This window comes from Bradyrhizobium retamae, from assembly GCF_001440415.1.
GTDB classification, from domain to species: domain Bacteria; phylum Pseudomonadota; class Alphaproteobacteria; order Rhizobiales; family Xanthobacteraceae; genus Bradyrhizobium; species Bradyrhizobium retamae.
The window spans coordinates 67295-81693 of record NZ_LLYA01000162.1 but is presented as its reverse complement, the minus strand read 5'-3'; the positions used below and the strand labels follow the sequence as shown (position 1 = coordinate 81693).

Genomic DNA, 14399 nt, shown 5'->3' with positions numbered 1-14399 from the left:
TGCCGATGTTCGTCCGCAGTCGTCCGTCCCGCACCCGCTGGACGATCTCACCCAGTTGGGCGCGATCGGACTCAACAACGAAGTCGACCGCCAGGCCGTCGGCGGGCCGCGCCTCGCTCGGCCCGACGATGGTCACCAGCGTTCCTCCGGATCGAATCAGGCGCGCGGAACGCTTCGCGATGGCGCCACCGATGACATCGAACACTAGATCGACGCCGCCGACGTCTTCGAGGACGTCGTTCTCGAGGTCGACGAATTCCTGCGCGCCGAAGTCGAGCGCCTTCTGACGATCGGCGGCACGTCCGGTGCCGATGACGTAGGCGCCGGCCAATCGTGCGAGTTGCGTCACCATCGACCCGACTGCGCCGGCCGCGCCGTGCACGAGGACGCTCTGCCCCGCCTGAAGGCGGCCGTGCTCGAACAGTCCCTGCCACGCGGTCAGGCCCGAGATCGGCAGGCTCGCGCCCACCGTGAAGTCGACGTCACCCGGAAGCGGCGCAAGGTTGCGTGCTTCGACGGCCACATACTCCGCCAAGGTGCCGTCGCGAGTCCAATCCGTGAGGCCGAACACTCGCTGTCCGACCGACAGCCCCGTCGTGCCATAGCCGAGGGCGGTGACCACTCCGGCCAGCTCGTGCCCGGGAATCGACGGTGTTCGATCACGGTCGAGGCGATCAGTCCACGTCGAGGGCCACGTCAGCTCAGTCCCAACGAATCCCGAGGCATGAACCTGAACGACGACGTCGTTTATCGCTGCCCGCGGCTCGGGTCGCTCCACGAGCTTCATCCCGGCGGTTCCCGCAGCCTGCTCCGTTACGACGACTGCCTTCATCGTCGACCTCCTTGTGTGTGATATGTCGTCATCTTCCTAATTCCTTTGCAGACGAGCAAAAATACGACCGCGAAACTCGATGGTCCAATGACCTGCGGCTATGGAATCGATGCCATCGACGCGGCGCGCGCGAAAATCAAAGCGCGTCAAACGCAGCAGTGAACCGGAGCGAAATGCCACGCGAGGGCGTGATTTCTGGCACTGAGGGCGCAAGAGAGAACCGGAACGCGCGGAAGAAAATCGGTGCTGTTCGACGGAGAATGCGGAACGTTGGGGATTGAGCTTTGCGTCGAGCCGGGCTTCGCGCGAGATGTTGCTCCATCCGAGGTCGGGATCACGCTTCCCCAGACGACAGGGTCGGGTTCCGCGCAATCGGCCATGGCCTGTACGACAGGAATCGATAGGCTTTAAACAGTCGGGGCATCCAGAGGCACGGGTTCAACCGAACTGGAGATCCTGCGGGCATGAAAGGCAGCGGTGCCGGGCGCGTTGATCGACGGCACGAGAGGCGCTCAATCCGGATTGATATTCGGGATTTGGAATTCAGCCAGATCATCCTCATAGCTGGCCTGAGGGCTTTCGTTGTGGCCGGAAGTGGTAGCGCCCAGGCGTGTGTTGATATCCGTACTGATGCCGAGAATTTTGCCAACGGGACAGAGGTTTGCTGCTTCCAGCAAGAATGCACGCTGCCGCGCGTCGAGTTCTCCCCCCAGCACGAGAATGCGCTCGAACGAATCTCTTTCGCCTTGGGCGCCGTGGTGGAAGCTGACGCCCACTTCCACCCGCTCCAGCGGAAGTTTCTGGCGCCGAGCCTGAAAACGAACGCTCATAGCAGTGCATGCGGCGAGAGATGCGCTAAGAAGGTCGTAAGGATTGGGACCGGGAGATACGTGGCCGGCTCCATCTGGACCGCCGACAGGAAATTGAGATTCGCCGACATAGCCAACCAGCGCGCCATGATTGGTGGGGTCGCTTGCGACGAAAACTTCTCGGAGCTTGGATTCCTTGTCCTGTGGTGTCATAGAGCGTCCTTGCATTGCGATCGGCGGGTCACGCGAAGCGGCGTCGCTAACTGCCCCTCGAGGCGGCATTCAACTCCGCCACTAGCGCGCCATCGGCGGCGATATTGGAATTCGTGCGAATTCTCGGCGCCGCATGCGCCCCGGCCGGTGCGTTTAGTAATTAAATTCGGCGACCATTCGAGTAAAGCTATCATATCCATAACCGGCAGGAATGCTCCGTGAAGTCAGCGTTGAAGCTCCCCGATGAGGAAATCCGCGAACACGCGCGCAGCGGGCTTTCACGAACAATGCATTGACTTCCATCGAGCCGAAGTCCCGGTCGGACAGGATGCGAACGAAGGCACCGCTTTCCAACTCAGCCCTCGCACTATTGAGGCTCGAGGCGACGATACTCAGCCCAGCCTTCGCGCCGGCGATCGCGCCTTCAGTGATTGTCACTGCCGATTGACTTCCCCACGCGGACGGACGCAACACGCCCGTCCTCGCGGAAGGAGCGCGTCGGCGAGGCATGGGCAGCGCCGATAATGACGGCGTAGTGTGGTCATCTCCCGAATGACCTTTGAGCTGGTTGGCGCGCAAAATGACCAATTCGTCTAAGAGGCGCTAGACTGTGAAAATGCGTTTGAGTTATTCACGCAGGTCATGAATGACCCATAGTGCCCCTCGCGCTCTTTTTGCCGTTCACGTGCGCCATGTACGATCTTCTCTCGGGGCTCATTGATTGCCGATTAGCGACTGAGCGCGGCTTAGAAGTCTCTGCAGAATAACACGGCTTCGAGTGCCATGCGGCTCGTGGCATTCCTTGCTACGGCATCACGCCGTGCGGCGAGTTGCAATAACGACCGTTTATCGACTCCATGGCGAGAGGTGATTTCCCCCGCCGGGCGTTGCAGGGGCATTCTCCAAAGCATCGTCGTGCCGAAACTTGCGGTTTCGCGATCGACACGCGGAACACGATGGAAGATGGAAAGGGCGACTGGTCGACATGCAAAGCAAAAGACGGTGGCGACACCGCGATCTTTGCGAAGAACAGTGTGCCGCGTCCAGGAGCATCGACTGGAGTGATAGAAATCATCGTCGCGGATAACGAAAGCGGCCTAGCGGGCGAAGCGCTTCGGCAAGCGTTCGACTCCAATTTCTCGACGAAGCCGGTTGGGCAAGGTCTCGGTCTCGGCCAGGTCGAGCGATTTGTCCAAGAGAGCGGCAGCTCCATTGAGATCAAGTCAAAGGTCAGCATCGGAACAGCGGAGCGAATGCTGCTGCCTGTATCGAGACCGGGCGACGGTAACAGTGCCGACCTGTCCAATTCAATTGCAACATTCTAGGTCCTTGAGGAGACGGAAGTGAGTATGACTGACAGACCGGAGCATCCGGCTCCGGCGACCCGAGTCGATCGCGGTTCGTTTCGTCGCCTTCCACAATGCGGCGGCGCACCGATCGGTATGCTGTTCGCGCTCGCGCTCGCTGGATGCGACGAGAAGGCGCAATCGCAGGCGGCAGCGCCTCCGCCGCCGACGGTGACGGTGGCGCAACCGGTCAAACGGAGCGTCACCGACTGGGACGAGTTCACCGGTCGTTTCGAGGCGATCCAGGAGGTTCAGGTCCGTGCCCGCGTCGGCGGCTTCGTCAACGGTGTAGAGTTCAAGGATGGTGCGATCGTCCGCGCCGGCGATCTGCTTTACATCATCGATCCGCGCCCGTTCGAGGCGGTCGTGCTGCAAGCCGAGGGGCAGCTCGCCGACGCACGCGCCAAGGGGGAGCTTGCCAAGCGCGATCTCGAGCGCGGCCTGACCCTCGTGCAGACCAGCGCGGTCTCCGAACAAGTCGTCGATCAGCGCCGTCAGGCGCTGCAGGTAGCGCGTGCCGCCGAGATCCAGGCCGAAGGGGCGCTCAAGGCCGCGCAGCTCAATGTCGAATTCACCCATGTGGTGGCGCCGATCACCGGCCGCGTCAGCCGCCGTCTGGTGACCCCGGGCAATCTCGTGCAGGGCAGCGAGGGCGGCGCGACGCTATTGACCTCGATCGTATCGCTCGATCCGATCTACATCTATTTCGATGTCGACGAGGCGACCTATCAGCGCAACAGCCGGCTGTGGTTCGAAGGCAAGCGGCCGAGCTCGCGCGACACGCCGAACCCGGTGCAGGTGACGCTGACCGGCGAGACAAAGCCCTCGCATGAGGGGAAGATGGACTTCCTCGACAATCGACTGGACGTCTCGACCGCGACGCTGCGCAGCCGCGCCGTGATCCCGAACAAGGATCTTTCGATCCTGCCCGGGCAGTTCGGCCGCGTCCGAATCATCGGCTCCGCGCCCTACGAGGCGCTGCTGATCCCGGACACCGCTATAGCTACCGACCAGTCGCGCAAGATCGTGTTCGTGGTCAAGGAAGACAACACGGTGGAGGCAAGGTCGGTTGTGCTCGGGCCGCTCGATGAAGGGCTGCGCGTGATTCGTGAGGGCCTCAAGGCCGAGGATCACGTCATCGTCGACGGGCTGCAGCGTGCCCGCGTCGGCGCCAAGGTGACACCGAAAATGGCGCAGGCACCGGCAGGCGACAAGGCTCCGGCAGGCGACAAGCCAGCAGGTGCCAAGCCATGAATCTCGGAAGGCTCTCCATCAACCAGCCTATCCTTGCGATGGTGCTGTCGATCGTGCTCCTGATTGTCGGCGCGATCGCCTATCCGACGCTACCGGTCTCGGAATACCCGCAGGTGGTGCCGCCGACCGTTACCGTCACCACGAAATATCCGGGCGCCTCGGCGCAGACCGTATCCGACACCGTCGCCGCCCCGATCGAGCAGGAGATCAACGGCGTCGAGGACATGCTGTATCTCTACAGCCAGGCGACCTCAAACGGCCAACTCACCATCACCGTGACCTTCAAGCTCGGCACCGATCTCGACAAGGCCCAGGTGCTGGTGCAGAACCGCGTCGCGATCGCGCAACCGCGTCTGCCCGAGGAGGTGCAGCGGAACGGCGTCGTCACCCGCAAGGACTCGCCTGACATCCTGATGGCCGTGTTCATGCTGTCGCCCGACGACACGTTCGATCAGCTCTACATCTCCAACTACACGTTACTGCAAGTCCGCGATCAGCTTTTGCGAATCGACGGCGTCGGCAACATCGAAATGTTCGGCGCGCGCGACTACTCGATGCGGTTGTGGCTCGATCCCGACCGGATCGCCAATGTCGGTCTGACATCAAACGAAGTGCTGGCAGCGATCCGCGCTCAGAACCTGCAGATCGCGGGCGGACAGATCGCGGAGCCGCCAATTGCCGATCGTGCATTCCAGCCAAACCTCGTCTTCACTGGCCGCCTTAAAGATATCAGGGAGTTCGAGGACATCGTGGTGAAGGCCGGCTCTGATGGTCGTATCGTGCGGTTGCGCGACGTCGCCCGCGTCGAGCTCGGTGCGCTATCCTACAACACCAGCAGCTTCATTCTGCGCAAGTCAGCCGTCGCGATGGTTGTGACGCAACGGCCCGGATCGAACGCGCTCGCCACCGCGAAACATATCTCCGACACGATGGAACAGCTCAAGACGAGCTTTCCGAAGGGGCTCGACTACAATATCGGCTACAACCCCACCGAATTCATCGCCCAATCAGTCCATGAGCTGATCAAGACGGTCTATGAGGCGATGGCGCTCGTCGTTGTCGTGGTGCTGGTGTTTTTGCAGGGATGGCGCCCTGCGATTATCCCGATTATCGCGATCCCGGTGTCGCTGGTCGGCACCTTCGCGGTGATGGCCGCGCTCGGCTTCTCGATCAATAATTTGACGCTGTTCGGTCTGGTTCTCGCGGTCGGCATCGTGGTCGATGACGCCATCGTGGTTGTCGAGAACGTCGAGCGACATCTCCAGCACGGTATGAGCCGGCGCGACGCAGCGCTCAAGACCATGGAGGAGGTCGGCGGCGCACTGGTCTCGATCGCGCTGGTGCTTTGCGCGGTGTTCGTGCCGACGGCCTTCCTAGGCGGCATTTCCGGAGAGTTCTTCCGGCAATTCGCCGTCACCATCGCGGTCGCGACTGCGATCTCGTGCTTCTGCTCGCTGACGCTGTCGCCGGCGCTGGCCTCCCTGATCCTTACTCCACACGAGGAAAAACGTCCGCCGGCGCGCTGGAACATTATCGCGCGCAGCTGGGACAGCTTCACCGCGCTGTTCAACCGCGTGTTCGAACGCCTCGCGCACGCCTACGCGGCCGCCGCCGACTTCATGATCCGGCACACGGCGGTGATGCTCATGATCTATTTCGCGCTGATCGGCAGCGCCGGTTGGCTGCTGGTGAGCACTCCGCAGGGCTTCATTCCCGCACAGGATCGCGGTTACCTCATCATCTCGGCGCAATTACCAGGCGCCGCGTCGCTGGCGCGGACCACCGCGGTGGTGCGCGAAATCGAGCGGATCGCACTCGATACGCCAGGCATCGTCCGTGTCGGGGCCTTCGCCGGCTTCTCCGGCGCGACATTCACGCAGGCGGGCAACGCCGCCGCGCTGTTTCCGGTGTTCGACGAGGCGGAAGCACGGCTGAAGAAGGGATTGTCGGCGAATACCATCGCGGCCGAGCTGCGCAAGCGGCTGTCAGTAGTTCAGGGCGCTTTCGTCATCGTCATTCCACCGCCCGCGGTCCCAGGCATCGGCACAGGCGGCGGCTTCAGCATCCGTATACAAGATCGGCAAGGGCGCGGACCCGAGTTGCTCGCGGCCGCGACTGACGAACTCGTCGCCGCCGCGCGCAAATCACCGAATCTCACCTCGGTGTTCTCACCGTTCACGGCGAATACGCCGCAGCTGTTCGTCGACATCGATCGCGTCAAAGCACAGAAGCTCGGCGTGCCGATCACGAACATCAATGACACGATCCAGACCTATTTCGGCTCGACCTATGTCAACGACTTCAATCTGTTCGGACGCACCTATCGCGTCACGGCGCAGGCCGACCAGCCATTCCGCAAGGAGACCACGGATCTCGGGCGACTGCGTACCCGTAACGCCGCCGGGGACATGGTGATGCTCGGCAGCATTGTGGACCTCAAGGACATCACGGGACCCGATCGTGTCGCGCGCTACAATCTCTACCCGGCGTCCGAGGTATTGGGTGAGCCGGCACCGGGCGTAAGCTCGACGACGGCACTCAACACCGTGAAGCAACTAGCCGACGAAAGATTGCCGAGCGGCTTTACTTTCGAATGGACCGATCTGTCCTATCAACAGGTGACGGGTGGTAATGCCGGCCTCTATGTGTTTCCGATCTGCGTGCTGTTCGTGTATCTGGTGCTGGCGGCGCAATATGGCAGCTGGACGCTACCGTTCGCGGTGATCTTGATCGTGCCGATGTGCCTGTTCGCGGCCACCATCGGCGTGCGCATCATGGGCCAGGACGTCAACATCCTGACCCAGATCGGCTTCGTGGTGCTGGTGGGACTTGCTGCCAAGAACGCGATCCTGATCGTCGAGTTCGCGCGCGACATCGAGCTCGAGGGCAGGTCGCGGCTGGAGGCTGTCATCGAGGCCTGCCGGCTCCGCCTGCGGCCGATCCTGATGACCTCGTTCGCCTTCATCCTCGGCGTGCTGCCGCTGGTGGTGTCGACCGGTTCCGGCTCGGAGATGCGCCAGGCGGTTGGCGTCGCCGTGTTCTTCGGCATGCTCGGCGTGACGCTGTTCGGCCTGATCTTCACGCCGATCTTCTACATGGTGGTGCGCAACCTCGCGGAAGGCAAGAACGAGGGCAAGCCGACCCAGTCGACCGCGGCCGCGGCGGGGTGAGTCGCGGTGACGCCGATGCGCGATGAAGCCGGAGCACTATCTCCGTCACCCTGAGGAGCACGGAACGCGCGTCTCGGCCTCGCCGGCGCTGTTCACCCTTCGAGGCTCGCTCCGCTCCGCACCTAAGGAAGACCGGTCTGAAGGGCAAATCGCTCCAAATTGCTGCCAAAAAGAAGGAGGATCGGCGTCCGCCGTATCCGGCATGACCAAGGCACGGCTGGCATTTCTCGAGCGATGGAGTACGATTTCTCCGGGCCGGAGAGAGGCCGCGCGTGTCGCGCACGAAGGGCTTGATCAGCCGACTTCAAGCCGAAGTCCGACGCCGGAGTCTGACGGATGGTGCAGCAGTCGCTGAACGTCGCGTACTCGGATGGTAGCTCTCAGGTGTTGTGGGAGGACGGCGAGCGCGTGTTCAGCCGTGGCTGGCGACTGGACGACAATGGCAACCGGCTCGCCGTGCTGCTTGTTGCCCCTGCTGCCGACCACCCATCCCGGTCAAGACTCGATCGCCTCACGCACGAATACGAGCTGAAAGATGAACTCGACGGGGCATGGGCGGCGCGGCCGCTGGCCCTCATGCGCGACGCTGGCCGGACCGTGCTGGTGCTCGACGATCTGGGCGGAAAGCCGCTCGACCGTTTGCTCGATGGGCCCATGGAGGTAGGACGCTTCTTGCGCCTGGCCATCGCTGTTACCTCGGCTCTGGGCAAGCTTCATCAGCGCGGACTCATCCACAAAGACATCAAGCCAGCCAATATTGTGGTGGACTGCGCGGATGGACACGTGCGGCTCACCGGGTTTGGCATCGCATCGCGCCTGTCCCGCGAGCGGCAGGCGCCCGAGCCGCCCGAGACCATCGCCGGTACGCTTGCCTACATGGCACCCGAACAAACCGGGCGGATGAACCGCTCGGTCGACGCCCGCAGCGATCTCTACGCCCTCGGCGTCACGCTGTACCAGATGCTCACGGGCGTTCTGCCCTTCACGGCGACCGATCCGATGGAATGGGTGCACTGCCATATTGCAAGACCACCGGCGCCGCCCAGCGAGCGGTTAAAAAACCTCCCAGGCTCCGTGTCTGCGATCATTATGAAGCTGCTCGCCAAGACTGCTGAGGAACGTTACCAGACAGCTGCGGGCGCCGAGAGCGATCTACGGCGTTGCCTTGCTGAATGGGAAACCCGAGGCGATATCGACGAATTCCCGCCCGGGGAGCACGACACTCCGGACCGGCTGCTGATCCCCGAGAAATTGTATGGTCGGGCAGCCGAGATCGATACCCTGCTTGCCTCCTTCGATCGTATCGTCGCCGGCGGCAGGCCGGAGTTGGTGCTGGTTTCCGGATACCCCGGCATCGGCAAGTCCGCGGTCGTCAACGAGCTTCATAAGCGACTTGTTCCGCCCCGCGGTTTTTTTGCATCGGGCAAGTTTGACCAGTACAAGCGCGACATCCCCTACGCCACCCTTGCGCAGGCCTTTCAGAGCCTGATCCGCCCGCTTTTGAGCAAGACCGAAGCGGAGCTGCGGCAATGGCGGGAGGCGCTGCTCGAGGCGCTCGAACCGAACGGTCGGCTCATTGTTGATCTCGTCCCGGAATTGAAACTCATCATCGGCGAACAGCCACCGGTCCCCGAGTTGCCGCCACAGGATGCGCAGGGCCGCTTTCAGTTGGTGCTCCGGCGATTTATCAGCGTATTCGCGCGGCCCGAACATCCGCTCGCCCTGTTCCTCGACGATCTCCAATGGCTCGATGCAGCAACGCTCGATTTGCTCGAGGATCTGTTGACCCGGCCCGATGTGCAGAACCTGTTGTTGATCGGCGCTTACCGCGAGAACGAAGTCGATCCCATCCACCCGCTGATGCGCAAGCTCGAAGCGATGCGCCAAGCTGGAGCGATACTGCAAGACATCGTATTGGCACCTCTAACCTGTGAAGACTTGGGACAACTAATCGCGGATTCTGTTCACAGCGAACCAGAGAGAATCACGCCGCTGGCACGGCTGATCCACGAGAAGACAACCGGCAATCCGCTTTTCGCCATTCAGTTCATTTCTGCGCTCGCCGACGAAGCATTGCTCACTTTCGATTATGGCGAGGCGCGATGGTGCTGGGACCTGAATCGCATTCACGCCAAAGGTTACACCGACAATGTGGTGGACCTCATGGTGGGGAAGCTGAACCGCCTGTCCGCCGAAACCCGGAACGCATTGCAGAAGCTCGCCTGCCTGGGCAACGATGCAGGGTTCACCACGTTGCGGATCGTTTACCAGGACTCCGCGGAGGAGACGCATGGCCAGCTTTGGGAAGCGGTGCGAGCAGGGCTGATCTTTCGTTCGGAGGATTCCTACAAGTTTCTCCACGACCGTGTACAGGAAGCCGCCTACTCCTTGATCCCGGAGGAATTGCGTGCCGAAGTCCATCTCCGAATAGGGATGCTGCTCGCAGCGCAGACCCCTCCAGAGAAGCTGGAGGAGACGATCTTCGAAATCGTCAATCAGCTCAACCGCGGCTCGCATCTCATCACGTCAATTGAGGAGCTTGAGCGGGTCGCAGAGTTGAATTTCATTGCAGGTAGACGAGCCAAGGCCTCGACAGCGTATGCCTCGGCGCTGAACTATCTGGTCTCCGGCGCGGCACTGCTGCCAGGGGACTCTTGGAAGCGCCAGCACGACCTGATCTTTGAGCTGGAACTGCACCGGGCCGAATGTGAGTTCCTCACTGGTGCACTGGCGGAAGCCGAGCAGCGCCTGGCGGTGCTGTCGGCCCGTGCCGCAACGACGATCGAACGAGCCCGCGTCACGTGCATGCAGGTGGATCTTTACACGACCCTGGATCAGGCCAGCCGCGCGATCGCAGTCGGTCTCGACTATCTCCGCCACCTGGGCATCGACTGGTCGCCGCACCCGACGGAAGACGAGGCTCGGCGCGAGTATGAGCGGATCTGGTCCCAACTCGGCTCCCGCACGATAGAAAGCCTCATTGATCTGCCTTTGATGAGCAATGCCGCATCGCTCGCGACCCTCGATGTCTTGACGAAGCTCGGGCCGCCTGCCTGGCATACGGATGCAAACCTGGCTTCCCTGGTCATCTGTCGAGCAGTCAATCTCAGCCTCGAGGGTGGCAATTGTGACGGCTCGTGCTACGCCTATGCGGTGCTTGGCAGGCTTGCTGGACCGAAATTCGGCGACTACCAGGCGGGACTTCTATTCTGCCGTCTCGGCTATAAATTGGTCGAACAGCGCGGGCTAAAGCGCTTCCAGGCCAGGATCTATCTGAACTTTGGAAGTCTAGTCACGCCCTGGACGAGACATGTCCGGGAAGGTCGTGATCTGCTGCGGCGTGCGTTTGAGACGGCAAACCAGATCGGTGACCTCACTTTTGCGGCGTACTGCTGCAGCCACCTGAACACGAACCTTCTTGCGGCGGGTGATCCGCTCGATGAGGTGCAAGGCGAAGCCGAGCGTGGTCTCGCGTTTGCGCAGAAGATGCGGTTCGGCCTCTTGATTGACTCCATCGCCGGCCAGCTTGGGCTGATTCGGACACTCCGCGGCTTGACGCCGATTTTCGGTTGCTTCGACGATGGGCAGTTTGACGAACTCCTACTGGAGTCCCGTTTTTGCAGGAACCCGGATCTGGCGCTAGCCGAGGGCTGGTACTGGGTCCGCAAGCTGCAGGCGCGCTTCTTTGCCGGCGACTATGCGTCGGCCATTGAGGCCTCATCACGGGCGCAACGGCTGCTGTGGACATCGCCGTCAATGTTCGAAACGGCAGAGTATCACTTCTACAGCGCACTCTCCCAAGCGGCATCCTGCCAGTCGGCGGCGGCCGGCCAATGGCAGGAGCATGTCAGGGCACTGGCCGCGCACCACCGACAGCTCGAGGTCTGGGCGACGGCTTGCCCGAACAACTTCGAGAACCGCGCCGCACTCGTCGGGGCGGAGATCGCCCGGATCGAAGGCCGCGCGCTCGATGCCGAACATCTTTACGAGCACGCTATCCACTCGGCACACACGCACGGCTTTGTCCACAACGAGGCGCTCGCCAACGAAGTCGCCGCACGCTTTTATACCGCACGCGGGTTCAAGAAGATCGCGCATGCCTATCTGCAGGACGCGCGGTACGCATACATCCGTTGGGGCGCTGACGGCAAGGTACGCCAACTCGACGAGTTGTATCCGCACCTCAGAGAGGAAAAGCCGATTGCCGGTCCCACAAGCACGATCGGGGCACCCGTCGAACAGCTGGATCTAGCTACTGTTATCAAAGCCTCGCAAGCCGTGTCGGGCGAGATCGTTCTGGAGAAACTGATCGACACGCTGATGCGCACAGCGATTGAGCACGCGGGTGCCGGGCGAGGTCTGTTGATCCTTGCGGCAGGTGATGGGTACCGGATTGAGGCGGAAGTCACGACCAGCAATAATACGGTGACCGTCGGTCAGCGACAAGCAAGTGTAACCGCTGCAGATCTGCCGGAGTCCATCCTACACTACGTGATCCGGACAAAAGAGAGCGTTCTTCTCCAAGATGCCGCAGCCGCGAACCCGTTTTCTGCCGATAAGTACATTCATCAGCATCACGCCCGTTCAATTCTCTGCCTGCCGTTGCTCAAACAGGGCAGACTGGCCGGTGTACTCTACCTCGAAAACAACCTGGCGGCCCACGTTTTCACACCTGACCGCGTCACAGTGTTGAAGGTGCTTGCGTCGCAGGCGGCAATCTCGCTCGAAAATTCGCGGCTTTATGACGACCTCACGGATCGGGAAGGGAAGATTAGGCGTTTGGTCGACGCCAACATCATTGGGATCCTCATTGCCGACCGCGAAGGGCGAATCCTCGAAGCTAATGACGCGTTTCTACGCATCGTGGGATATGACCGTGAGGACCTGGTCTGGGGTCGCCTCCACCGGACTGGGCTGACCCCGCCGGAGTGGCACGAGCTCGACAAACGCGCCTGGGAAGAATTGAACTCGACTGGAAGGCTTCAGCCCTTCGAGCAAGAATATTTTCGGAAAGACGGCAGCCGCGTGCCTGTGCTTATTGGCGCCGCATTGTTCAAGGAAGGAGGTGACCAGGGCCTTGCGTTCGTCCTCGATCTGACCGAGCGCAAGCGCGTCGAGGAAGCGCTTAGCCAAGCACAGAGACTCAGCCGCACTGGCAATTGGATCTACAACGCGACAACGAAGCGTTACCTCTATTGGTCGGACGAGAGTTACAGGATCTGGGGGTTTGATCCGCTGCAGGGCCTTCCAAGTCGACAAAGTATGTGGGAACGCATTCACCCAGAGGACCGCGACAGAGTGTGGGAAGCGGTTGAGGAGGCCGTGCACCAGAAAAGAGATTTCATGGCCGAGTTCAGACTCCTCCTTCCTGATGGAACAATCAAATGGGTCGAAGGAACCAGCTATCATGTGTTTTCTCCCCGGGACACGCTGGCTGAGGTGATCACCACAACCGTCGATGTGACGGAACGAAGGCGGGCACAGGACGAACATGAAAAGCTGCGCCAGCTCGAGTCGGATTTCACCCACATGAACCGCGTGAGCATGATGGGAGAATTGGCCGCCTCGCTGTCTCACGAAATTCTGCATCCGATCGCTACCGCTCGTAACAACGCCCGTGCAGGGATGCGCTTTTTGGAAATGAATCCTCCAAATCTGGATGAGACCAGGGAAGCGCTCGCTTGCGTTGTCAGGGACACGGACCGAGCCAAGGATATCGTCGGACGGATGCGTGATCACATCAAGAAAGCACCTCTGCGAAAGGAGCGTTTTGATCTCAATTCGGCTACCAACGAAGTGATTGTGCTGGCGCAAAGCGTGATCCACAGGAATGGCGTTTCGGTCCAAACTCGGCTTGCAGATGGACTGCCTCCGGTTATGGGGGATTGCGTTCAGCTGCAACAGGTCTTGCTGAACTTGATTATGAACGCGGCTGAAGCAATGGGCTCGGTTGAGGAAGGGGCAAGAGAGCTATTGATCAGAACCGACCAGGATCAGGCAGGTGCCATCGTAGCCGTACGCGATTCTGGGCCCGGCATTGATGCGCAGTATCTCGATCGAGTCTTCGAGGCCTTTTACACCACGAAGTCCGGTGGAACAGGGATGGGGTTCTCGATATGCCGCTCCATCATCCACGCACATGGGGGCAAGTTGTGGGCGGAAGCGAACGAACCTCGCGGCGCCGTATTTCAGTTCACCCTGCCGGCGAACAACGACTCATGAATTGTCTTCAATCGGCGTACCCGGCTGCAGAGCCGAACGCAGGCATCGTTCGAGATAGTCGTCGTCGACTGGCTTGCTGAGGTAGCAAACAACCCCGTCCTTTAGAGCCTGATCTCTCACGACCTCATCGGGGTAGGCGGTAACGAGGATCGTCGGGATCGCGTGCCCTGCATCTAGCAGATACCTGTGCAGCTCGACTCCGGTCATTCCGGGCATGTTAACGTCGGTGACCAAGCAGGCGGTTTCATGCAAGACATGCGATGCCAGGAAATCGGCCGCTGACGGAAACGCTTCGACAGCGTAGCCCAGCAACATTATGAGTTTTCGCATTGACTCACGATAGGGCTGATCATCGTCGACGATGGATATCAGTGTACGGTTCACCATTGCGGGTTCCAGGCACCTCCGCCGACCGGCGAGGCAAACACCTCGCGCAGCATGCAACTTAATGTCATCGACTTTCCCCAATAGCGCAATGTCGCCGCTTCAAAACGATGGCTTAGGCCTTCGGCTTTGCGCTTAGGCAACAGATATTGTTCATCGCGACAGATTG

The 14399-nt window shown here is 61.0% G+C and carries 8 protein-coding genes; 4 read left to right on the top strand and 4 right to left on the bottom strand.

Annotation, left to right across the window (positions count from 1 at the left end; translation table 11 throughout):
- From CQ13_RS22940 to CQ13_RS43250, 3 genes are all read right to left on the bottom strand, one after another.
- Positions 1 to 832 (bottom strand): NADP-dependent oxidoreductase (locus CQ13_RS22940; RefSeq protein WP_057845102.1); only part of this gene is annotated, 832 nt, incomplete at its 3' end.
- Positions 833 to 1344: 512 nt separating this feature from the next.
- Positions 1345 to 1854 (bottom strand): OsmC family protein, encoded by a 510-nt coding sequence (locus CQ13_RS41340; protein WP_197427397.1) that lies wholly within the window; start codon positions 1852 to 1854, stop codon positions 1345 to 1347.
- A gap of 153 nt (positions 1855 to 2007) precedes the next feature.
- Positions 2008 to 2292, bottom strand: coding sequence for a type 2 periplasmic-binding domain-containing protein (locus CQ13_RS43250; RefSeq protein WP_156433815.1), 285 nt, complete (start codon positions 2290 to 2292; stop codon positions 2008 to 2010).
- A 518-nt stretch (positions 2293 to 2810) separates the two neighbouring features.
- Between CQ13_RS43250 and CQ13_RS22930 the strand changes: the two genes are divergently transcribed.
- The 4 genes from CQ13_RS22930 to CQ13_RS22915 all read left to right on the top strand — a co-directional run bounded on the left by CQ13_RS22930 (position 2811) and on the right by CQ13_RS22915 (position 13846).
- A complete protein-coding gene (locus tag CQ13_RS22930) occupies positions 2811 to 3179 on the top strand; it encodes an ATP-binding protein (protein ID WP_057845100.1) in 369 nt (122 codons plus the stop codon).
- 24 nt (positions 3180 to 3203) lie between these two features.
- Positions 3204 to 4454, top strand: coding sequence for an efflux RND transporter periplasmic adaptor subunit (locus CQ13_RS22925; protein ID WP_057845099.1), 1251 nt, complete (start codon positions 3204 to 3206; stop codon positions 4452 to 4454).
- Positions 4451 to 7624, top strand: coding sequence for an efflux RND transporter permease subunit (locus CQ13_RS22920; RefSeq protein ID WP_057845098.1), 3174 nt, complete (start codon positions 4451 to 4453; stop codon positions 7622 to 7624). Before CQ13_RS22925 ends, CQ13_RS22920 begins: the two co-directional genes overlap by 4 nt.
- Before the next feature lie 336 nt (positions 7625 to 7960).
- Entirely contained in the window at positions 7961 to 13846 is a 5886-nt protein-coding gene (locus CQ13_RS22915) for an ATP-binding sensor histidine kinase (RefSeq protein WP_057845097.1), read from the top strand.
- Here the strand turns inward: CQ13_RS22915 and CQ13_RS22910 are convergent.
- The gene (locus CQ13_RS22910; RefSeq protein WP_057845096.1) at positions 13841 to 14233 is read right to left on the bottom strand and encodes a response regulator transcription factor; all 393 of its coding nucleotides are present in this window, start codon (positions 14231 to 14233) and stop codon (positions 13841 to 13843) included. The two genes, CQ13_RS22915 and CQ13_RS22910, sit on opposite strands and share 6 nt — an antisense overlap.
- Positions 14234 to 14399 lie beyond the last annotated feature (166 nt).

Bases quoted from the DNA above. Each gene is read 5' to 3' on its own strand.
- CQ13_RS41340 (WP_197427397.1), bottom strand. From the start codon at position 1,854: ATGACACCACAGGACAAGGAATCCAAGCTCCGAGAAGTTTTCGTCGCA.
- CQ13_RS22930 (WP_057845100.1), top strand. From the start codon at position 2,811: ATGGAAGATGGAAAGGGCGACTGGTCGACATGCAAAGCAAAAGACGGT.
- CQ13_RS22925 (WP_057845099.1), top strand. From the start codon at position 3,204: ATGACTGACAGACCGGAGCATCCGGCTCCGGCGACCCGAGTCGATCGC.
- CQ13_RS22920 (WP_057845098.1), top strand. From the start codon at position 4,451: ATGAATCTCGGAAGGCTCTCCATCAACCAGCCTATCCTTGCGATGGTG.
- CQ13_RS22915 (WP_057845097.1), top strand. From the start codon at position 7,961: ATGGTGCAGCAGTCGCTGAACGTCGCGTACTCGGATGGTAGCTCTCAG.
- CQ13_RS22910 (WP_057845096.1), bottom strand. From the start codon at position 14,233: ATGGTGAACCGTACACTGATATCCATCGTCGACGATGATCAGCCCTAT.